At 34.1% G+C, this 22170-nt stretch carries 19 protein-coding genes; 10 read left to right on the forward strand and 9 right to left on the reverse strand.

Annotated features, from left to right (window positions below; genetic code table 11):
* Positions 1–226: 226 nt before the first annotated feature.
* From FHR29_RS11355 to FHR29_RS11375, 5 genes are all read right to left on the reverse strand, one after another.
* Complete coding sequence (locus FHR29_RS11355; protein ID WP_221197847.1) at positions 227–1354, reverse strand: Fic family protein; 1128 nt, start codon at positions 1352–1354, stop codon at positions 227–229.
* A 174-nt stretch (positions 1355–1528) separates the two neighbouring features.
* Positions 1529–2710: a hypothetical protein gene (locus FHR29_RS11360; protein WP_183914735.1), complete on the reverse strand. Its 1182-nt coding sequence runs from the start codon at positions 2708–2710 to the stop codon at positions 1529–1531.
* 422 nt (positions 2711–3132) lie between these two features.
* On the reverse strand, positions 3133–3216 hold the full coding sequence (locus tag FHR29_RS26870) for a DUF2256 domain-containing protein (RefSeq protein WP_183916657.1): 84 nt from the start codon (positions 3214–3216) through the stop codon (positions 3133–3135).
* The gene (locus FHR29_RS11370) at positions 3216–4538 is read right to left on the reverse strand and encodes an AarF/ABC1/UbiB kinase family protein (RefSeq protein ID WP_183914737.1); all 1323 of its coding nucleotides are present in this window, start codon (positions 4536–4538) and stop codon (positions 3216–3218) included. The genes FHR29_RS26870 and FHR29_RS11370 overlap by 1 nt, the downstream gene beginning before the upstream one ends.
* Positions 4539–4623: 85 nt before the next feature.
* Entirely contained in the window at positions 4624–5283 is a 660-nt protein-coding gene (locus tag FHR29_RS11375; RefSeq protein ID WP_183914739.1) for a TetR/AcrR family transcriptional regulator, read from the reverse strand.
* A 504-nt stretch (positions 5284–5787) separates the two neighbouring features.
* On the opposite strand from FHR29_RS11375, the gene FHR29_RS11380 reads away from it, so the two are divergent.
* On the forward strand, positions 5788–6474 hold the full coding sequence (locus FHR29_RS11380; RefSeq protein WP_183914741.1) for a hypothetical protein: 687 nt from the start codon (positions 5788–5790) through the stop codon (positions 6472–6474).
* Positions 6475–6561: 87 nt separating this feature from the next.
* A complete protein-coding gene (locus tag FHR29_RS11385; RefSeq protein WP_183914743.1) occupies positions 6562–7062 on the forward strand; it encodes a protease in 501 nt (166 codons plus the stop codon).
* Positions 7063–7106: 44 nt separating this feature from the next.
* On the opposite strand, the gene FHR29_RS11390 is transcribed toward FHR29_RS11385, so the two are convergent.
* The 4 genes from FHR29_RS11390 to FHR29_RS11405 all read right to left on the reverse strand — a co-directional run bounded on the left by FHR29_RS11390 (position 7107) and on the right by FHR29_RS11405 (position 14467).
* Entirely contained in the window at positions 7107–7871 is a 765-nt protein-coding gene (locus FHR29_RS11390) for a LytTR family DNA-binding domain-containing protein (protein WP_183914745.1), read from the reverse strand.
* Positions 7852–8922 (reverse strand): sensor histidine kinase, encoded by a 1071-nt coding sequence (locus FHR29_RS11395; RefSeq protein ID WP_183914747.1) that lies wholly within the window; start codon positions 8920–8922, stop codon positions 7852–7854. Before FHR29_RS11395 ends, FHR29_RS11390 begins: the two co-directional genes overlap by 20 nt.
* Before the next feature lie 57 nt (positions 8923–8979).
* Positions 8980–11427: an outer membrane beta-barrel family protein gene (locus FHR29_RS11400; protein ID WP_183914749.1), complete on the reverse strand. Its 2448-nt coding sequence runs from the start codon at positions 11425–11427 to the stop codon at positions 8980–8982.
* 733 nt (positions 11428–12160) lie between these two features.
* A complete protein-coding gene (locus FHR29_RS11405) occupies positions 12161–14467 on the reverse strand; it encodes a hypothetical protein (protein ID WP_183914751.1) in 2307 nt (768 codons plus the stop codon).
* Between the two features lie 337 nt (positions 14468–14804).
* On the opposite strand from FHR29_RS11405, the gene FHR29_RS11410 reads away from it, so the two are divergent.
* The 8 genes from FHR29_RS11410 to FHR29_RS11445 all read left to right on the forward strand — a co-directional run bounded on the left by FHR29_RS11410 (position 14805) and on the right by FHR29_RS11445 (position 22111).
* The gene (locus tag FHR29_RS11410; RefSeq protein ID WP_183914753.1) at positions 14805–16274 is read left to right on the forward strand and encodes a hypothetical protein; all 1470 of its coding nucleotides are present in this window, start codon (positions 14805–14807) and stop codon (positions 16272–16274) included.
* Positions 16258–17829, forward strand: a complete 1572-nt coding sequence (locus tag FHR29_RS11415; protein WP_183914755.1) for a hypothetical protein — start codon at positions 16258–16260, stop codon at positions 17827–17829. The genes FHR29_RS11410 and FHR29_RS11415 overlap by 17 nt, the downstream gene beginning before the upstream one ends.
* Positions 17830–17839: 10 nt before the next feature.
* Positions 17840–18208, forward strand: coding sequence for a hypothetical protein (locus FHR29_RS11420; protein ID WP_183914757.1), 369 nt, complete (start codon positions 17840–17842; stop codon positions 18206–18208).
* 2 nt (positions 18209–18210) lie between these two features.
* Positions 18211–20187: a leucine-rich repeat domain-containing protein gene (locus FHR29_RS11425; RefSeq protein WP_183914759.1), complete on the forward strand. Its 1977-nt coding sequence runs from the start codon at positions 18211–18213 to the stop codon at positions 20185–20187.
* Positions 20188–20201: 14 nt separating this feature from the next.
* Entirely contained in the window at positions 20202–20381 is a 180-nt protein-coding gene (locus FHR29_RS11430; protein WP_183914762.1) for a hypothetical protein, read from the forward strand.
* Positions 20382–20414: 33 nt separating this feature from the next.
* Positions 20415–20939, forward strand: a complete 525-nt coding sequence (locus FHR29_RS11435) for a GNAT family N-acetyltransferase (protein WP_132845656.1) — start codon at positions 20415–20417, stop codon at positions 20937–20939.
* Positions 20940–21122: 183 nt separating this feature from the next.
* Positions 21123–21599 (forward strand): hypothetical protein, encoded by a 477-nt coding sequence (locus FHR29_RS11440; protein WP_183914764.1) that lies wholly within the window; start codon positions 21123–21125, stop codon positions 21597–21599.
* 116 nt (positions 21600–21715) lie between these two features.
* A complete protein-coding gene (locus tag FHR29_RS11445; protein ID WP_260292062.1) occupies positions 21716–22111 on the forward strand; it encodes a (deoxy)nucleoside triphosphate pyrophosphohydrolase in 396 nt (131 codons plus the stop codon).
* The last annotated feature ends 59 nt before the right edge of the window (positions 22112–22170 follow it).

Consider the following 22170-nt stretch of genomic DNA (forward strand, 5'->3'; position numbering starts at 1 on the left):
ATTACCTATTCGATTTTTGCTGCACTGCACTAGCAATCAAATAAGGGTTAAATAATATCTTGTTGGTTAGTTGCATAATGGTCTATCATTAATCTACACCTAAAATAACATTAAAATGTTATTGATGATGATTATATTCAATAAATAAAAGCCATTCTTGGCAGAATGGCTTTTCATGATCTTGATAAAAGGTGATGTATCTTATAGTCTGTTAAAAATGAAAAGACTACCAATTTAGTTCATAATTTGTGCTTCTGCCACCGGAATCTGCTTTTATTAGAATACCTTTATTAACTAAATCTGTAAGATCTCGTAATGCGGTATCAGCCGATACCTTGGTCATCTTTGCCCATTTTGATGAAGTCAGGTTTCCTTCAAAATTATCCATTAATTTATTCAACATCATACGTTGCCTTTCATTACTGATATTAACATTGTTTTGCATCCAAAAGTGATGTTTTCCCACGACTTTATCTATTATCGTATTCGAAGCAATAATAGCTTCTTTAAGGCAGTTTAAAAACCAAACTACCCAATTGGTAATATCAGAATCGCCTTTTTGCGTTTTCTCTAGAATCGTATAATATTCCTTACGCTCTTGTTTAATTTGCGCAGACATACTATAAAAGCGTTGATTGACACCATCCGCTTTCGATAGTTGCATATCTGTTAATGCACGACCAATACGTCCGTTTCCATCATCAAATGGATGTACAGTCACAAACCATAAATGTACAATAGCAGCTTTTAAGACTGGATCTATACTAGAATCCATATTAAACCAGCCTATGAATCTCTTCATTTCCTCTTCGAGACGTTCAGCTTTAGGTCCTTCAAAGTGTACGACTTCTTTTCCCATTCCTCCCGAAACCACTTGCATATCTCCACTTCTCCATTGTGCTACATCAATCTTATACAAGCCACTTCTACCGATTGGAAATAATGCGCCATGCCAGCCAAATAATCTTTCTATACTTATGGTCTTATCTGTATTCTGTGTAGCATCTAACATCATCTCTACCACACCATCAATATGTCGGTCAGATTGGATCAAGCCTGAATTATCTAACCCTAATCGAGTAGCTATTGAAGAGCGCACTTGTTCTGGATTAAGTATTTCACCCTCTATTTCTGATGATTTCACGACATCTTGTATAAGTGTTTCTAAGTTTGCTTCGTCTTGTAATTCAAATCCTAGCAACTCTACTTTTCCAATAAGTTTTCCTTGCAGATGTCGAACTTCACTTAATAAATTAAGTATCTTCTGGTCTTCCCATTGGAAATCTGTCCAACTATGTCGTTCGTGTATATAGACTGCCATCGCTTCTAAAATATATGCGGTAAATATAAGCATTATTCACCGCAATAAAAGCGGAGAATAAACTATTTAATATCCGCACAAAATAAGCAGCACAATAGTAGTGTCCAAGATCACCTTATTGAGTCAAACCCCAATGTGATATTGCAGCTTATTTAGAATCTAAGCTGTGATTCGTCAAAATTTGAAATATCTGTGGGTTATATTCGGTTAATGATGATCATAACGGTATTCAACACGATCTAACGATTGAATTTTTCCCTTATTATCTATACTATAGAAAATCACCATTTTTTTATGACAAAAAACAGGTCTACCGCCCATTATGGCCGGAGACCAGACACAGGCATTTTTTTTAATAGCAGAAAGAATTTCTCCATGACCAGGTTTATCTGATTCGACACTGCTTAGAGCGGTAATCATACCATTCTTCATCACGATAAACTGAACGGTAATCGAATCGGTCTGTGTAGCCGTACTTGGTTTAACTGCAAGAAGTTCCATTGTCGATGATAATTTCTTTAGGTAAAAATTTAGACCATTATAGACTGTCGGATCAATTTGTGCGTGAGTAAAAATACTATATTCTTGCATATCATAGTCCGAAACATAACAGGGAAATACCGTATCAAGAGCCAAAGGCTCTTCAAATAATAATGCAGCTTTAGATTTACTCCATTTATAACTGTAGTCACTAAGATGAACCACATACCGCTCACCCTGAGCAAAGTGGAAACGATCTACCTCTATTTTCTTAACGGATGAATTACCGATTTTGAATGAATACAGTGGAAAATTACTTCCGATTATCGTACCCGTATCATTTTCACTGTTATCTAGGTTTTCAGAACCGAGCCAACGAACGGTGACCAGTTCAGGATTTAAACCGGTATACTTTTCAATAAGATCGGGCAAGGCAATACGGTCTGCAAAAAAATCTTCATCGGTATCTACATGTATAGAACCCCGGTAAAGGCTACCATTTATTGTTGTATCCTGTGCTGACTTCGAGATCCGCTTATAAAGTTCCAACTTGATCAACCGGATCTGATAAGGACTAACCTGTCTGCCATTAATGAAATAGGCCGGTTGATCGGCATATCGGACGTGAGGAGCATACCGCTCTTCCGTATGAAAATATACTGCTCCGGCATAACGTTTACCTTCCAGCGTAATGCTGTTCGAGAAAACATTATTCAGCTTAGCTTCTGGATTATTAAGTAAAGCCTTTCGCTTGATAAGCTTTCCATTAAGCAAAAATGCGTAATCTTTGAATGTCCCATATTTTTTCGGGTATAACGCCGCACTGTCAGAAATATTGGAGTATGTGGACTGGGAAAAGACCTGTAATCCAGATAGAACTATAATAAAAACTAGGATATATCTGTTCATTGAATACATGTTATTGTCTGTCCAATGTTTGCTGCATTGCATATTCAATCAAATAAGGGTTAAATAGTATCTGGTTGGTTAGTTGCATAATAGTCTATCATTAATCTACACCCAAAATAACATTAAAATGTTATTGATGATGATTATATTTAAGAAATAAAAGCCATTCTTGGCAGAATGGCTTTTCATGATCCTGATAAAAGGTGAGATATCTTGTATTCAGTTCGAATCCTTGCAACTTTACTTTTCGAATAAGATTTCCTTGCAGGTATCGAACTTCGCTTAATAAATTAAGTATCTTCTGGTCTCACCATTGGAAATCTGTCCAATTATGTCGCTCGTGTATATAGACTGCCATCGCTTCTAAAGTGTATGCGGTAAATACAGGTGTTATTTACCGCAATACAAGCGGAGCTTACGTCTCACCAATTTTTCTTCCATTTTTTTCGCCAATTAAAGCGCAATCCGCAGACTACACAAATCTTCGAAGGTAAGTTAGCAGGCATTATTGTTTAAAATTTTTATAGTGATTGATGACGATATTTTGCGCTTTCAGATCGTGCATCATATTGTACAATCCAAAAAATGTGCGGTTCAGATAAATAAAATGTTTCGACCCTCTGTTGGTGTTCATTCCTTTTATATTACTCAGTTTCGCATACCGCTGACCTAAATCTGCAATTTCCTGAAAAAAAGTTTCATCAGAAAAATCAAAATTCGCGACATTGAAAGGTCTTGTAAACAATTCCAGTAATTCGTAGAATAATTTAGTAAAAAACTCTTGTTCGTTTGCTGAATCCTGATCACTCAGGATCTCAAGCTCATATAATTTTTCTTTGTAAAATTTAGGATTATCCAGATTCTTACGTTCAGCCAATTCAAAATAAGGTTTGTAAAAATCATTCGGAATTTCCTTGATGCAACCAAAATCAATCACAAGCAACTTTTTATCTGCGGAAACCAAAAAGTTTCCGGGATGCGGGTCGGCGTGTACCTGCTTCAGAACATGCATCTGGTACATATAAAAATCCCAAAGTGTCTGTCCGATCTTGTTCAAATCATCCTGAGAATTATCTAGTTTTGTAAACTCTGAGAAATGCTTTCCATTCATCCAATCCATCGTAATGATTCTTTCACAGGAAAATTCTGGATAATATGTAGGAAAAGCGAGATTCGGAAGATGCGCACATTTTTCAGAAATTTCCTGACTTCTTTTGAGTTCCAGATCATAATCTGTCTCTTCAAACAATTTATTTTCCACTTCCTGAAAATACGATTCTGAACCTTCTTTTTTGATATTAAACATCTTCATCGCAATCGGTTTGACCATTTTCAGATCGCTTGAAATACTTTCCCTCACGCCCGGATACTGAATTTTGACTGCAAAATCTTGACCATCTTTCTTGGCTTTATGAACTTGTCCGATGCTTGCCGCATTAACAGATTCATCTGTAAACTCATCAAAAAGATCTTCCGGATTTTTCCCGAAATATTTTCTGAAAGTTTTTTTTACTAAAGCTCCGGAAAGTGGCGGAACCGAAAATTGAGATAAAGAAAATTTCTCTACATAGGCTTGCGGAAGAATATTTTTTTCCATGCTCAGCATCTGAGCAACTTTCAGAGCAGAACCTTTCAATTCTTTTAAAGAATCGTAAATATCGGTCGCATTATCTTCATTTAAAGTTTTTCGAGCTTCGTCCTCATCTTTATCTTTTGTAATTTTATTTCCGTAATATTTGATGTAATTAACGCCAACTTTGGCGCCTGCTTTCAGCAAACTGCTCGTTCTTTCTAACTTTCCTGTCGGTATTTTATGGAGTGTTTTCATTTTTAAAATTTCATTGCTAATAGACGTCAAGAATTTCCATCATGTTGATTGAAAAATAGTAGGATTTTAAATGCAGATCTGTCATTTAACTTTTTCTGAATTTTTCTTTGAATAAAAATTTGCCAAGGTCGACTACTTTTCGCAATGGTTCATTATCCATCAGTTCAAAACCTGTATCTATTGTTTTTTCAATGAAAATATCTGTTTTTTCAAATGATGGCGAGGTATCTCTTTTCCAAAACTCGATGGCAGAAACCAAATGAAGCCAAAATGCTTCTTCTCTAGCCTTGTCATGAAAATTTTTCACATCATCTTTTGCTTCTTTAATTATACTCCAATCGTTAAAATCGAGGGTTTTGATGAAGTTTCGATGCGTTTCCTTGAGTTGATCTGAAATTTTTGCAGCATGTAATTTATCATTCCCCAGAATCATCAAAACCAACGAACGGTTCATCGTCATGTTTTCAAAAAAGATAAAATATACGTTCAAAAGCTTTTCTTTCGAAGTGATCTTATCAGAAATATTAACTTCTGACGCCAATGCTACGGACTTTTCAAAAAGATTGACCAACATTGATTTTTCAATCTGCTCGAAACTTGTAAAATAATCGTAGAAGTCTTTTTCTTCAAAATCATTGTCCTTTGCAAAACGGTAAATATTTTTTGGCTGCTCACCGTGATTCAAAATGTACTCTCCGTACAATTCAAATATTTTATCTGCTGTAATTTGATTTTCCTTTTCCATCTTTGTATTTATATCTTACCATACACAATTTAGTTATATTTTAAACCAACTTAATAAAATAAGGTGTAATTTTACACTATATCAATGATCCAATAGATGAATAATGGTAACATATAGGTTTAATCCGATTTAAGGCCGATTTTCGAATTTTAAAGGTTTACTCATTATCTGAGCATGAGCGGATTCAAGATATGGGTTAGATTACGCAAATGTATATTTTATCTATTTGTTTTTATAAGTTTCTATATCGAATCTCATGAGTTTTGCCTATGGTTTATGAACAGTTTAACCCAATGCTGACCGATAACTTTTTCAGATAAGTTATTTTTCCCCTAGATAGCCCAGGTTCTCTTTCTACACGTTTGAACGGATATCTTTAGATACGATATCAAAGTCTGTTATATAGCTATACTTGAGGGTGGATGAACATTTCTATATCAGTATTGTTATAATATTATAATATCATTTGAGCATTTTATCGATATAAATAGATACTCCGTCAATATGCAGAAAACTCGTAAAATACTTAAGATCTTGCCATCGCAGAAGATGTTGCTACCTCTGATCATTTTATGTGTTGTTACTGCATGTACAGATCGAGCAGGTTCTGATAAAAGCAAAACAAATACAACTATTCATAATACTGATACACTGTCACCCACAAGATCAGCAGAAGAACATATACCTCTTCTTAATATGGATGATATAAAAAAGGCTTATGCAGCTGTCAATAAACAACTCGAAGATGGTCAATTGGATTCCACAACATTTAAATATTCATGCAAAGATGAAAAAAATGGGACGGTGAGTTACTTTACAAAAAATGGTAACCTCAGGCTAATTGTCCACAGATATAATGAATATGATCATTATGAGGCTGTAGATCGTTATTTTGTACAGGACAGTACTTTATTTTTCACTTACAGTACCAGTACCACGTGGTCTTTTGAGGATGGTCCAGAAGGCTCAACGAAGGATAACATCAAAGAAAATCGAACTTATCTTATAGCGGAGAAGCCGGTTAAATGTTTGGAGAAAAATTTCACAATACGATCAAAAGCATCCACTAATCCTGATCCGGAATCAGTTCCTAACCGAGATATTAATTGCCAATCTGCCGCAATTGTATTAAAACCGTATCACATATTGACAAAATACAGATTTAAATCAACTGCAAATTGCTTGGAATGATCATAAATCTCTTTTATTTAGATATAACAGGCAAAACCAAATTCATTAACTACTGATCAGTAATTACCCCTAATTAAATACATACATATGATTCGTCCCTTCTCTTTCTTAATTCTTGCAGCTATATTAATGACGGGCTGTCAAAATCAAAAAAATGTTTCTGACACAACTGAAGTTAAACAGGATACGTCAACGTTAATTCCTCTGGAGACACAACTACAGGCGATTGACCCTAATTTTTCCACAGATTCCGTACTATTATCATTCTCTGTATTCAACCATTCAGACACGGTACAGCGGTTTTGTAAATGGGAAACACCCTTTGAACCGATTTTAGGAAAATATATGGAGATTATCGATGAACAGGGAACAGAAGCGCAGTTTACTGGTCCGATGGCAAGAAGGGTGATGCCACCTCCTGCGGAAAGTTATATTCTAGTGCAACCACATGATTGCGTCAGTACAGTATACAACCTTGCAAAAAACTATACGATCAAACCGGGAAAGTACACTGTTAAATATACTGGCGGAGGTGTGAGTGGTCTACAAGAGGGAAATGAAGTCAAAATTACTGTAAATGGAAAATAATCACAATTTGTTTATAAATAAATAAGGTAACTTTTTCATATTTTCTATCTATCCATCCAGAGTTTGAAGGCTCGTACTTTATCTTTAGGAACTACGATTTCACAGTCGGTCTTTGTATCCAGCTTTAATAATAAACTATTTTTAAAATAAGGTATTACTATTGTTATGGCATCAACATTAACGATTACTTGTCTGTTGCATCTAAAAAACTTCAAGGGATCTAACTGATTAACAAGTTCGTCAAGTGTGTTTCCTAAAATAAAACGCTCACCTTCGAGCGTTTCCAGTATCACGGAATGATCTATATATATATAACGGATATTAGAAGTTTTAACCACGAAATACTTTTCACCTTTTTTAAGGAGAAACCGTTCACGTAAAATATTTTTAGAATTATAAGTATCGAGCTGCGTAATTAACCGACGCAAAGAATTATCGATTTTATAATTTGAACTGTTTTGAAATACCTTTTTAATCATATCATCAAACTGTGTTTGTGAAATTGGTTTCAATAGATATGACAATGCATTATAATCAAATGCTTTTATAGCATAGTGATCAAACGCCGTAGTGAATACAATAGGGCAATTAATCTCTAAATTTGTAAATAGTTCGAATACTAAGCCATCACTCAGGTGGATATCCAACAATAATAAATCTGGCTCACCGTTTAGCATGAACCATTTTTCAGCTTCCTCAATACTTTTCAGCCACGCTATAATCGAAAGAGATTCACTTTTAACATTTCGAACTAGTCTTTCAATATTATTGTAAGCAGCGATTTCGTCTTCAACGACTACAATTTTCATATGCTATTAATTTAATTTTTCCATTGGTTTGATGGGATTGTAATATTGGAATTTTGACAATGAAGAAATTGTCTATGATATCCACTTCCACTTTCGTTGTTGAAAGCATTGCATATATTTTTCTTAAGCTTGCTAAACCAATCCCACTGTTTTCCTTCGTATAAGAATACCTTTTACCAAACATATTATTTGAGACAACCACAAATTGGGATGTTAAATCAATCGTACATCTCACGCGATGACTATCATCAATAATGTTGTGCTTTATTACGTTTTCAACAAGATTATATATTGACAAAGGAGGAATAACAGCCTTATCATCAAGTTGGTGTGAATAATTTATCGAAACTATTAAATTGGAACCATACCTTTCCTGTGTCATCTTAATGAATTTCTCTACGATCAAAAGCTCTTCCACTAATGATACAGTTTGGTTGTCAGCGTTCTTTAAAAGATATCGGTATAGTTCGGAAAGATTATGTAAAAAGTTCAATGCTTTGGGGTTAGTATCATCTATAAGAGAATAAAGAGTATTGAGATTATTAAATAAGAAATGGTGTTCTAACTGGGCTTTTATTGCATTGATACTAGCAGTTTGAAGTTGCTCTTGTAATAGAACATTTCTGCGCATATTTGAGATAGATAAAGTTACTGCACCATAAATTATAGAATAGATGTTTAATCCAAGCCACGTGGGAAAGAAACGGCTAGTTAAAAAAAGTCCAAAAGATTCTTTAACGTTCCAAGTACCTAAATAAAACTCCAACAGCTTTTCGAGCACTGTAACTGCCACACCAATTAAGAGGAATCCTACAATTTGTATTAATCTATTAAGCTTAGGCTTTTGAAAATCAAATTGTCCACAGTACCACATTAAAAATGCCACTGGAATGCTATAAATTAAAGATCTTGGAAAGATGGATAGAAAGAAGTCGGAGATAGAACCCAACACATATTCGGAACTAAACTGAACTTCACTCGATAGAATAATGGCAAACAATAAAAAAGCAAACAGGTAAGCCCTAAAATATGTACTCAAAAATCTCTTCATTGAATCTTATATTATGGAATAGCTTTTATAGTTTTAATTTTCTAATTATTTAACTTTTTAATTAACTTGGATGGCTGTACCTCCAGCGTTTTTGTCTTCAATGACATCCGAATCATCCTGTTTCGCACTCTTTTTAATTTTGCCAAATTGATAACGAAAACTTATACGTAATTGTCGTATTGGTGCTACTATTGTAGAATTTTGATTAAAATTATATCCTGAAACTTCAGTATGTAATTTTACATTTTTATGGAATGGCTCTAACATCGATAGGGAAATACTTGAACTTTTATTTATTATATTTTTCTTGACACCAATCATTGAATACGAAAGCGCATCTGAATACCCTTGTAAATTAATTTCTCTAGTATTATAGTTCGAATATAACTCTAATGAGAAACCTTTACTGAATTTTGCAGAAGCAAATATACTGGCGTTCATGGTAAGGCCCTTATTGGAATAAGTTTCACTTGAAAGTTTACTATAAAAAATATTCAAATTTGGTGCAACAGAAAATTTGGAATCCTGATATGAAAAATAGATATTTCCCCCTAAAGATCTACTTTTTCCTATATTTTGAAAGGTAACAGAGGTTGAGCCATCTGAACCTACATCTCTTTTTTCTTGAATAGAATTATTCACGATTGTAAAAAAAGGTGACAGTGTAAAAAATAATTTGTTAACTGAGAAATTTGAATATGCAACCTCTATTTGATGACTTTTTTCAGGTTTCAAGTTTGGATTTCCATAACGAACATTATTGACATCAGCACGATTTATAAAGGGGTTTAGAAATGTAATACCCGGTCTCTGTAACCTCTGATTATAACTTAATCGTATAGACTGCTTAGTCTTCCCAAAAGATTTTACGAAAGACAAACTTGGCAAAAGGTTACGAAAATCATTTTCGAAAGAATGCAAACGATCCACTCTTCCATCATTTATTGTTCTTTCGTAACGTAATCCTGTATTGGATCGGAAACCTTTTCCTAGTGAAACATTATAACTGTTATAAACAGAAATAATTTGCTGATCATAATCCATTTCATTCAATGAACTGTCCATAAGTTCAAAACTTTGGCTAGCATTATCAAATGCCGACATCAGCGAAGAGCTGTTAAAAGCTCTTCCAATATATTTCATTCCAAATTCAAGATTGATCCTTTTAGAAAGTGGTTTGGAATAATCTATTTGTGCCGACAGTTCTTTACGCTTTTGCAAATTAAAACTTCTATCATCATAAGCACGATCTTGATTAAGAAAATAATGGTTATTATCATCCGATGAACTTAATATAATGGATGAAATCAAAGAGTGATTTTCACCCTTCAACTTCAAATTGTGATCAAGATGTAAAGAATAACCTGGTTTTTTAATCTTATTATCTATAGATCGTGAATTTGCACCCGTTCCCACTCCTTTAACCGAGGACCAAAAACTGATATCCTCATACCTATCATTATTAACATCATTCACCTGAATTCCGGCTGATAAAATATTTTTATGAGAGAAGTTATAGCTTGATGATAGATTGGCTCCATAAGACCGTCCAATGGCCCTTATATCACTTTCTTGAAATAAATACTGTGTTTGATCTCCATAACTATTTCTCTCTAATTCGGAATGAATTTTATTCCTGTAATAATTGGAAGTTAAAGAAACATTTGATGAAAACTTCGTGTTACTTATACCGCCGCCTGCTGCTATATTCGCATTTCCAATTGAGCCTGCCGAAACATTCACAAATGCATTGATGCCTTTAAGATCTCTTTTTGTTATTATATTTATGATGCCGACAGTGCCCTCTGCATCATATTTAGCGCCTGGATTTGTAATGACTTCTACACGTTTAATCATACTTGCGGGAACTAATTTCAATGCATCCGAAACTGATCCAGCAATAAGAGTAGAAGGTTTGTCGTTAATGAATACTTTCACACTAGAACTCCCACGTAGTTTGACCTCCCCATTAAAATCAACGCTAACGTATGGTACTTTTCTTAGTAATTCGTCTGCGGTAAAACTATCCGAATTGTTGGTTCCATCAACGTTATAAATTAATTTACCATCTTTTTCTTCTACTATTGGAGCTTTTAATACTATAGAAACCTCATCAATGGTTCGGCTCTTTTGAAAAAGCTTAATTATTAAAGGCTCTTTTGAGATCGACGAAGTTTTTAAAAAAAAATCCAAACTATCGTAACCGACATGTGAAATTTTAAGTAATATTGAATCACTAAGAACTTTTCGCATCTGAAAGCTCCCCTCCTGATCAGATGATAATCTATCGATAATTTCTCTATCATTGATAGAGATTACTTGAATCGTCGCAGATGGGATTACCTTTTCTGTTGTTTGTTCTAAAATTTTCCCATAGAATATAACGCTATCTAATCCGATTCTCTGCGATATTACATTTTCTACTTTTTTTATGGAGCCCCCTTTTAATAGTAAAACAGATGTCAATGAAAAAAATAATACGAAGGAAATTCTTCTTATGCTCATATTAAATTAGTTTATAGATCTAAACTAGATAAGCATCTTTAAAATTCCATCCACAAAACGATGAGGTCGAAATTCAGCCATTTAAAACCGAATTTTTGTACTTAATTAAATTTAAACAATGGGATGATAAAATAAACCCTATTAAATTTTAACCTAAAGCAGTATTCGTCTTTTATCAATTTAATTCTTCTTTACAAACTGTTTCGTAAAGAGAATAATCCTATAAATTAATATACTATTAAATTCAATTTTAATAAATATATAGATTTTTACCATCAATAGGAATATATTAATGCTATTATAATCCCTATGACAATGGAAATCAGCTACATTTATTTGCTAAATCTGTTTTAAGGACTTATTACTAAATATCTATCCTTTCTTATCCACTTTCCTCCTATGCCATGCTAGATTATCTGGTGACAAAATTTAGTACCTTCCAATTCTTGAAGACTATAGTTATGCTCACCAAGTTTTCTTGTAGGCTTTGAAATCAAAATACAATAATCTTGATCGATACCAACCAAGCTATGATTAAAAGTACGGTGGAGATTTTGACATCGTGTAACTTCTGTGTTTTTAGCGATATCTGCTAAAGGTAAACCCACTTTCTTCAATTACATTGCAGTTGAAATCGATTTTTCACGTTCATCTCTTGACGATACAAGCAGTACTTTTTAGCACTGCTTGTCATGGAATTAGCTTCAGTAAAAAAACGATAACAACGTGATCACTAAAATAATTTTGAGAATAAACCTGGTTTTTTCCAAGTCTTTTTGTACTCATCTGCCAAAGCAACATGATCACTATAGCCCAATACAATGTCAAGATGTTGATGCGCTTGCTTCAAATCGCCACTGACATACAAAGCTTTTGCCACTAACAGATGAACTTCTTCGGAGGTATCATCATATGCCCGATCTTCGGTCTCATAAATATGCTTTAATTTATTGGAGTACCTAAGCAAGGGTTCCAGTTGATTGTCAGCTGCAAATAATTTGATACCATATAACAGCCATTGTAGATATTCCGGTGCGTCAAATGCTTCTTCACAATAAGAATCATGTGCTGTAAAAAAGTCAATTCCTGCTGAATACTCCTCCATGAAATAATGACTTTTCATAATCATATACAACGTTTTTGCTTTATCAAAGGCATTAATAATAAATTCCTTCTTATTGGCTAAGTATAATCGAGCGTTATGGTTGACGTTTTTGTAGTCTTCCAGTTCATTGTAAATTTGCATCAGCACATAGGGCGCATGTGCTTCATGGGGATACTGCTCAATAATATGCGTATAATAAGCGATCTTAACATCATATGGTTCGTCGCCATAAATATCGTACAGCAGTCCTTCAACAGTATTTTTCGCGGCTTCATAATCTCTAAAATCATAATCGGAAATATCAGGATTCTCGATATAGTGTTGATAGATTTTAATTAGCAATTCCTGTGCTTCATCAGCAATATTTTCAGTCTCCCCTAAGCCATTCTTGACAACTAAATAATCGGCTTGATGTTTCAGATATAAATAAAAGTTGGAATCTTCTGCCGTATAAGTATGAAAGAATTTTGTTAACGCGGCTTTTGCATCGACATAATTTTCTTGTTTTATTAATCCATCTAATAAAGTATGATGGAGTTCCTCAAATTCACTATTTTGCAGACCAGTATGGATCACATCGACTGCAGTCCCATAACATCCATTTTTAATAAGTTCTATACTATAGTTATTGCAGCACATGGCCCAATTGTGTCTGCTGCCGAGATAGTCACTTTCATAACTACCTTCTTCGTAATATGCTTGGAAAGCATGAAAAGATTGTTCATAAAGACCCGATAACATCGCTTGAAACAACGCAAGATCTTCCGGATCTGTAATTTCCTCCGTAATAAATTCGCTAAGTTCAACGCCGTCATTGTACAGTTCCCGAGGCAAATCTTCAAATGTTGGAAGTTCCAGATCGATTGCTCCCGTTACTAAATATTTAGATATAAAATAGCGTCTCCAGGTTATGGATGCCGATTTAATTTCTAGGGCTTTACTCAGTAGTGGTAATGCTTCTGCGTGGCGGGCTGTTTCATGTAAATAGGTGCCTGCAAAATGATACAACGAAAATTTATCGGAATGCGTATCCAACAGCCTCAGTGCGTGATGATAATAAAAATCGGCCTTTAGATGCATCCTCTCAAAATGATTCCGCTCAACGATTAACTGGAAATAAAACACGTCATCATCGACAAGTCCATTCTTAATGAGCTTATCGAAACGTTGGTGCCATTTCACCAGCCCATCCAAAACGTCCTCTTTACTATTTGTTCCTCTGATCAATTTCAATAAGATGGCCTTTGTCAAGGCCATATCTTCATTTTCAAAAGCTATTTCTGCAAGATACAGGTAGTCGCTATCATCATCGCTGGCAAATTGCTGTATGTGATCTGTTATAACCTGAATGATTTGATCGGGAGGTATTAATTTATTTTCCTGTAGCAGATAAATCTTCTTCATCAGGAAGATCGCATTATACTGGTCCCGCTGTTCTCTATCTGCTGTAAAATATGTGGTAAAGAAAAACATTGCTTCATCCAATGTTTTCAAAACAGCCGCTTTTTCTCCAACAGATTCATAAATCCTAATTAAGAAATCATAACCAGATGTTGCATGGTTAGGATCTTGAATTAAACGCTGTGTATATCCGATATAATCGTTCCTATTTTCGGACGTGATGTGTCTTTTGGAAAGATTAATATAAGCTAAATTATAATCGTTATTCAATGCATAACTTAGTATATGCTGTAATGCTTCTGAATTTTCGGGCTCAAGGCTTATAATTTTCTTAAGATAAGGAACCGTAAATTGATTCATCGTGTCATAGACAAGCTCTGGGTGACCAGGGTAAACATAATCGTAATGTGCAATGGCCATTAAAAACAATACCGCTGTATCGTCAGGATGATTTTTAAGATGCTGCTCTCCTTCTTCTATACAAAGTGCAAGATCACCTGAATAAAATAAATTTTCTAACTGCTCGATGTTCATCTATATAATTATTTTGTCGTGTTGTTTAATTTTTAAATATCTAATCAAAGTTAGTGTATGAACAACCTTCAAAAAATCCCCGGTTTCGGCTACTATTTAAAAAAGTGCACCAGCCCATCTTTGATACAACTAGATCTAAAATAAACGATTAAATACCATTAGTAGCACAGTTGCTCCGGAATCAATAAACCGTTAGAATTTGTCAGCTACGAGAAGCTTCTACCGTCTGGATTTGGATAAAATCGAACAGTGGTTGCTATATGGATTTGGATAAAAAAAGTTGTTATGAAATAATAATAATTTCTTTAAATGTTATATATTTACCTCAGCTTATATTATGAAAAAAATTATACAAAATCGATTCGGTTATCTATTTCTATTGTGTTTTTTGGTGATGTTACTAGCAGCCTGCTCGAAAGATGAAAGTCTTGGAAACAAACCGGATCAATATACTGAACAAGAGGAAAAATTAAACACACTAACATTATCTGTTAGTGCGGTAGGTAAAAATTTTATTGAATTTTCTTGGGAAAAAATAACAAGTTCACATTTTAATCCGGTATCCTACATGATCTACCTGGATGGAAAGTTAGTGGCTAAGGATGTTAGTATCACAAAATACAGTGTGATTAATCTGAAAGAGGATAAAAACTACAACATCATGGTGCAGGCTATTTCTTCTTCTGGTTTAAAAGTAGAGAAATCGTCTACTATACAAACGCTGGGAGGAAATAAGGATGACAATATGTATTATAAAGAATATAAAATACATACACAGTCCCGTCTAACCAACCCAAGTATAGCGCGTTTATTGGATGATAGTGGTCATCTTATCTGTTCTTATCTACAGCATGATAATATTGCTACCCAAGATTATTTTAAAGTTATTGTATACCGTACGGACATGCAGGGGGAGATCTTGTGGTATAGACTCATCGCTGATCTAGAGTACTTTGGTAAACCTTTTGAATTTATCTTATCTGATAAAAAAGAGAATGCGCTCTTATTGGTAGGCCGCGATCTATATGCAATAGATGCCAATAAGGGTACATTGCTAAACGAAAAGCCAATCACATTACAGACTATTCCAACGGAAGATTATTTTACCGCAGCCAAATTGAATGCACAAGGTGAAATAATCATTGGTACCGCTTTGGGAAATCTACTTAAAATAAATAAAGATGATTATCAGGTCGTCTGGAAACGTAAACACTCAGATTATCCAATAAAAGCAATTGAATTTGATAATGCCGGAAAAATCTATTATTGCTTTGACAACTTCCACAATTCGGATATACAGATTCAAAAAACAGATTCCGAAGGTTCGCTGCTCAATACCTTTAAGTTTGATGGTAAATATCCAGGCTATGAGGCAGATCACCTTTATTTGATGTCTTCGCTTATTAAAGATAATGATGATAATTTTTATTTGTGGGGGTATGATCTGTTTTATTACAACCTTCGATACTTTAAATTTGATATAAATGGCAAAATTTTATCTAAAACGAAGCAAGCGGTAAATCTTATACCTAAAGGTGCTTTTTTTGATAATGATAACAATCTTGTCGTATATGGTCAAGAAGATGGAGGTGGTATCAGTACTTATGGCACGATAAATAAATATGATAAAAACCTAAAAGTCCTGTCCTCAAAACAATATCCTGAATTGCCAATGCATAGATTTATGACTGTCACCCAAAATAAAGATAATTCCTACAACTTATTCTTTTATTATCAGCAGACATGGTCATTAAATAATTTAAACTTTATTTACATCAAAACGAAGTCAAATGGTCAACTATATTAAACTTTCAATTGTTTTGGGTTTGATCTTATTCTGTGGTTCTTGTAAAAAGGAAAACACAGTACTTTCAGCCCAAATTATTAAAGAGTCTATCGTTAGTATACGAGATCATTCAATTTCATTGACCTACGAGATCTCAGCCTTGGGCTATAATAAGTCTGGAGTAAAATACTATAAAAAAGAAAATCCGCAAGAGGTCAAAATAATTGAAGCAGTACGTAAAGATGGAGTTTTTTTTGTACTGATTGATCAACTGGACCCTGAATCAACGTATGTTATTCGGCCTTTTGCCGAGTATGACAATCAGACCATTGTAGCTGAATATAGTAAAGAAGTAACTACGACTGCTTTGTTTCCTTCTGAATTTTCGCTCAAGTGGTCTAATACAGACGTGACTTATGATGAATTTGGAAAATATAAAACAACGGTTGAAGGAAAAAACCTGAACAATATCAATTTACATGATCTTGCTATTCTTCTTGGTGGTGATACCTTATTACTGGATTATCCAAAGCTGGTGGAACAAGACAATTATCAAATTACTGCAACAGGTAACTTTTCCCTGCCAGCTGGAAATTACATGATGCGGGTTCTGTATAAAGGAGAAGAAGTGATGGGACAAGCTATTGATTTTAGCTATAAAGGCAATGCCCTTACTTTACAACTCAAAGCGACACACTTGAGAAATTTAAATCCTTTTGTCATTAATGATAAAATTTACTATTTCACGAATAACGTGGTGTCAATTCTAGACATGGAAACAAGCAGTATGTCGAAAATAGCCGATATACCTATTGAATTGGGATACATGTCACCCAATTACTTAACCTTGGAGAATAAAATAATTTTTCAGGCGCAGCCTGTAACACATAACTTACCTGTTGAAGCTCCCGATCCTTTTAATGGATATGAATTATTGAGCCGATCATTTGATGTGAAGAATACTAAATTTGCAACTCACTTTTTTAGTAAACCTCAAAAGAAAGAAAGTCATGAATACGAAAGCATATGTTTGTTTGAACACAATAAAAACATATATCAGGCGTATACCCGTATTGATAAAATCTCCCATACGAAAAATAATACGACCAACGAAGTGGTTAAGTATAATAATAAAACGGAAAGCTTTGAATATTTAACAACTTTTGATAATAATTTTAGAAACTATCAATTTATATCTGTTTCAGGAAAACTTTATGCTTTTGGACAAACAAATGTCTTGGATCAGGGCTTCTATGTCGGGTCTACATTCGTTATTTACACAGTAGATCCGACAAATTTTAAACTTACCGAACAATACCGTTATGGTAATAAAAATGAGACTTATCCTTATTCTCCTGCTGGCCTTCTAAATTACAACAACAATATACTCGTTTCCATGGGATTAAACAACTTTATGTTGTACGAAATCAAGACTAATACTTTGAAGCCAGTTGTTCTTCCTAAGACCGTACCTCATGAATATTATGGCGGTATGTTTATTTACAAAAACAAACATTATCTAAATGCTAACCTACAATTTACAGATGGTACTATATATGAAATGTCAATTCAATAAAATCATAACAATGGGTATCATCGCGTTATTAATGAATCTATGTTATTCCTGTAAAAAAGATACCGTTTACAATGAAATAGACGCCTTTTCGCAAATTGAAAATAAAGTAATTTATGATAAAGGTCAATACATACTTTCATTTTCACTAGCAGACTATCCGTACAAAAAGGTACAGGTATATGTACATGATGATCTTGCTGTTATGTATAAACAAACGGGAGGTTTGCTATATCATGCTGAAAATCAAAACAACAATCAGTATGCTGTTTTCTTTAATCCCTTAGGGAAATCTAAAACATACTATTATCAAGTGATTGTATTTGACAAGTCCGAAAATGCTGTTCGTTCTAATATTTTTAAATTTGTAACACAACCTTAATCATGTACTTTAATTATAATATAATAAGGCGGTTTTTTATTGTTACTTTCTTAGCTTTATTTTTTTTAGGATGTAGCAAGGAAAAGGAAGATATATTAAAAACAGAGTATGCTGCTCAAGCTGATCCATCAGAATTATATAGCGAATTTACAGTACAGCTAAAGGGTAATGCCCTACAGAAAAACGAAAAGGGAAGCTGGCAAATTGCAAAAGGTAAGTTGATGGAAAAGTTTGTTGAAATTAAAGATCCTGATAATCCTAACACACTATTTTTGGGACTGCCAGGGGAAGAATATACACTATCCTGGACGGTGACCCATTCAAATAAAAGCACAAGCAGCAGTTCAGTTGTCGTAAAAATTCCGGAATTAGAGATCAAAATCGAGGAATATACACCGGATCATTTTCAGACGATACGTTTTTTTGCCGTTGACGAGAAGTATAAAGATATCGGCAAATGGTCAATTGACAAACCTGTCGGTCACTTGCACAGTATGTATCACGACGGTTATTTTAGACCTAATGTTGAAGATAATCCAACCATAGAGGTGCATGGGTTTGCTAACACGGAGTATGAAATCAAGTACCTTATTAATTATGGGGGTAAAAGCTATCGCTTTTCAAAAGTAATTAAAACAGGAAATTACCAGGAAGATGAAGCATTGCATGAATTACAAATGGGAAGAGGAACTTCCCGAGTAGTTGAAGATAAGAATAGACATGTCATTGAGCTCAATATGCAAGCTTCAGGAATTGCATATAGATTTAATGAGGTGGAAAGCTTTCCTGCTTTGAAGGCTTTCACATACCTAAGAAAGCTGATATTAGGCGGTTCTTCTCTACGTGATGTGCCCACAGTTTTTGGTGATCACTATCTAGCCCTAGAAGAACTAAGTTTGGATGGGGTTGGTAAAGATCTGAACATTCCAGAAAACTTTGGAAATCTGACTAAACTCAAGAGTCTCCATCTTACTCCACTTTATAGTGCGACTGAAAATCGGACTCTTAAAATGCCCAAATCTTTCGGAAACTTAAGTTTTTTAGAATATTTGAGAATAGAGTATGCTGGAAATATTGATTTCAACGGTACTTTGGGGAAATTAACAAATCTTAAGACGTTGGCGTGTACTGTTACAGATATACCCAATGATTTTGGAAATTTAAAAAAGCTTGAATCTTTGGATATAAGAGCCCAAAAAGCCTATTTACCAGCGAGTTTCAGTACATGCGCCAATTTACGATTTGCACGATTAAGCTTTTGGAATTCTGGTTCCTCTACGGTATCATTACCTTCTGATATAGATAACTTGACTAAATTGGATACTTTGGAAATAACCGGAGAACATAGAATGCAAACATTACCTCAGTCATTTGGAAATTTAAAAAATCTAAGACACTTGTGGATCGAGGGACAGTCTTTACAATCAATTCCAGATAATATCGGAAACTTATCCAATCTGGAGTTCTGGTTAGTAGCTGGTCAATTCAAAACACTGCCCCCTTCGATAGGCAATCTTAAAAATCTAAAATATTTATGGCTTTCATCTTCTGTCCAAAATCTGCCGAATGAATTTGGACACTTGACAAGTTTAAGTTACTTAAATCTTGAAAGCAGTAAGTTAACAACTTTTCCAGAAACCTTCGGTCAACTCAAAAACCTTAAAGAAATCAATGCAAGGGCATCGACTATTACACACTTTCCAAAAAGTTTTGGAAACTTGGATGGACTAGAGAAATTAGACTTTAATTATAGCAAATTGGAAAAATTTCCCGAATCTATTTGTGACCTGAAGAAAATCAATATCATTAATCTAAATGGAACAAGAATAGGGAAATTACCAGAGGCTATATATAGATTAAAGGACGATGTACAAATCATGTTATATCAAGCTATTGATGTTGATTTTGTTCAGTTAAAAGAAATAACGAGTAAAAGAGGAGGATTATTATTTTACACGGATCAGGGGTATATTCACTAAGTTTACATGTGTTTTTGAAGATACGAAAGACAAATACTGAATTAGTTTTATCCATCCTAGCGAATACTGATCTGGATGACCAGGTCGTGAAAAAGCTTTCTGAGGCTAAAAACCGGAAAGTAGCAAAAATTGAAGGTATTAAAACAGCTGTAAGTTATACATTACCACTTAGACTAGCATTACCGAAAAAATAAAATCAAAGTACTAAAACGAAATAGATATCAAAAATGACAGAATTAAATTTTAATACTGAAAGATTATATTTAAGACCAATTTCAGAAAAAGATATAGAAAATATTCACCGTCTACACAGTTTAGCTGAAACCGATGAATTCAATACGCTAGGAATTCCTAAAGATATAAATGAAACAAGGGAAATTGTTGAAGGCTGGACTTTAGAAAACAAAAGATACGTATTTGCTATTGAACAAAAACAAGGAAACGAATTTATCGGGTTAATCGGAATTACTTTAGGTAAAGAGAAATATAAAAATGCGGAAGTCTGGTTCAAATTGGATCCCAGATTTTGGAATAAAGGCTATGCAACAGAAAGTTTAAAAAGAATAATAGCTTTTGGTTTTGACGATTTAAACCTTCATAGAATAGAAGCTGGTTGTGCTGTGGCAAATACGGGTTCTATTCATGTATTAGAAAAGGTTGGAATGTTGCGAGAAGCGCACACACGAAAATTATTACCCTTAAAATCGGGCTGGTCTGATAATTATGGCTACGCCATTTTATCAACCGATTAATGATTGTTCTGAATGCTGAAAGCAACCATACTACTTGGATGCTTATTGCGCATAACTTCTATCATTTTTTGGACAGGAAAAGATTTTAGTCAAAAAATAGCAATGGCTGAAGAGCTAAAACAGTCTATCCCAATAAATATTCCTAGTGCGACACTAGAATTAAAATATTAATAATAACATTCAATGAAACATCAATTTACATTACCGGCCTTTCCTGAATCAAATTTTGAACTCGATATAGCTTTTTGGACGGGTAAACAGATTATTTACAAAGACGATATGGCTGTTGAGCGATCAACTGAAAAAGGAAAACCCTTTCTAATACCAGATAGGAATGGAGAGATCGTAAAGGCCTACGCTAAACCTGCATACCCTGACATTGTACCTGTACTGGTAATTGATAACAATAAATATAACATCGTAGAGAAACTTAAATGGTATGAAGCTATACTGGTTATATTTCCCTTTTCAATCGTATTTATTGGTGGTGGTGCGTTGGGCGGTCTCATTGGAGCTGTTGGTTATATATATAATATACAATTATTAAGAAATGATGACAGTAAAAGCCTTAAATATTTAAAAGCAATCGGTGTCGCTATTGTTGCATTTGCAGTTTACTTTTTAATTAGTGTAATGATCTGGGGGGCGATCAACCCCTAATATTTAGCGAATTGCTCATACTCCGAAGGAATATCATTTCGAAAATAAAAAAGACATCATGCTAATACAGGTAAAAAAAGAAGATTAATATTGGAATAACAAATAAACTCATGGGTATGACTAAAGTATTATGCGGTCTTATTATAAAGGATCAACAAATTTTGATTTGCCGTAGAAAACCCGAGAAATCTTTAGGTGGATATTGGGAGTTTCCTGGTGGAAAATTGGAAGAAGGTGAAACTTATGAGGAATGCTTAGCGAGAGAACTTCAAGAAGAACTAGATTTGAGGGTGACAGTTAAAAATCATTTTAAAACGGTCATCCATCAGTACGATCTAAAGACGATTGAACTGATATCCTATCGCTGCGAAACAGAAGATGCTGTAATCAAATTAGTGGATCATGATCAAATAGAATGGATCGAAGTTCCAGATTTATTAAAATGGACGCTAGCCCCTGCTGATGTTCCTATCGCAGAAGCATTAATAGAAACGTATAAGCTGTCTGAATAATTCATTCTTAGAAGACGTGTCCAAGTTTATGAACTTAAATTTTAGGATTAAGCTAAGAA

Source organism: Sphingobacterium sp. JUb56, assembly GCF_014191365.1.
Taxonomy (GTDB): Bacteria; Bacteroidota; Bacteroidia; order Sphingobacteriales; family Sphingobacteriaceae; genus Sphingobacterium; species Sphingobacterium anhuiense.

Bases quoted from the DNA above. Each gene is read 5' to 3' on its own strand.
- FHR29_RS11425 (WP_183914759.1), top strand. From the start codon at position 18,211: ATGTACTTTAATTATAATATAATAAGGCGGTTTTTTATTGTTACTTTC.
- FHR29_RS11440 (WP_183914764.1), top strand. From the start codon at position 21,123: ATGAAACATCAATTTACATTACCGGCCTTTCCTGAATCAAATTTTGAA.
- FHR29_RS11445 (WP_260292062.1), top strand. From the start codon at position 21,716: ATGACTAAAGTATTATGCGGTCTTATTATAAAGGATCAACAAATTTTG.
- FHR29_RS11380 (WP_183914741.1), top strand. From the start codon at position 5,788: ATGCAGAAAACTCGTAAAATACTTAAGATCTTGCCATCGCAGAAGATG.
- FHR29_RS11400 (WP_183914749.1), bottom strand. From the start codon at position 11,427: ATGAGCATAAGAAGAATTTCCTTCGTATTATTTTTTTCATTGACATCT.
- FHR29_RS11415 (WP_183914755.1), top strand. From the start codon at position 16,258: ATGGTCAACTATATTAAACTTTCAATTGTTTTGGGTTTGATCTTATTC.
- FHR29_RS26870 (WP_183916657.1), bottom strand. From the start codon at position 3,216: ATGCCTGCTAACTTACCTTCGAAGATTTGTGTAGTCTGCGGATTGCGC.
- FHR29_RS11370 (WP_183914737.1), bottom strand. From the start codon at position 4,538: ATGAAAACACTCCATAAAATACCGACAGGAAAGTTAGAAAGAACGAGC.
- FHR29_RS11410 (WP_183914753.1), top strand. From the start codon at position 14,805: ATGAAAAAAATTATACAAAATCGATTCGGTTATCTATTTCTATTGTGT.
- FHR29_RS11355 (WP_221197847.1), bottom strand. From the start codon at position 1,354: ATGCTTATATTTACCGCATATATTTTAGAAGCGATGGCAGTCTATATA.
- FHR29_RS11360 (WP_183914735.1), bottom strand. From the start codon at position 2,710: ATGAACAGATATATCCTAGTTTTTATTATAGTTCTATCTGGATTACAG.
- FHR29_RS11395 (WP_183914747.1), bottom strand. From the start codon at position 8,922: ATGAAGAGATTTTTGAGTACATATTTTAGGGCTTACCTGTTTGCTTTT.
- FHR29_RS11385 (WP_183914743.1), top strand. From the start codon at position 6,562: ATGATTCGTCCCTTCTCTTTCTTAATTCTTGCAGCTATATTAATGACG.
- FHR29_RS11405 (WP_183914751.1), bottom strand. From the start codon at position 14,467: ATGAACATCGAGCAGTTAGAAAATTTATTTTATTCAGGTGATCTTGCA.
- FHR29_RS11375 (WP_183914739.1), bottom strand. From the start codon at position 5,283: ATGGAAAAGGAAAATCAAATTACAGCAGATAAAATATTTGAATTGTAC.
- FHR29_RS11435 (WP_132845656.1), top strand. From the start codon at position 20,415: ATGACAGAATTAAATTTTAATACTGAAAGATTATATTTAAGACCAATT.
- FHR29_RS11420 (WP_183914757.1), top strand. From the start codon at position 17,840: ATGGGTATCATCGCGTTATTAATGAATCTATGTTATTCCTGTAAAAAA.
- FHR29_RS11390 (WP_183914745.1), bottom strand. From the start codon at position 7,871: ATGAAAATTGTAGTCGTTGAAGACGAAATCGCTGCTTACAATAATATT.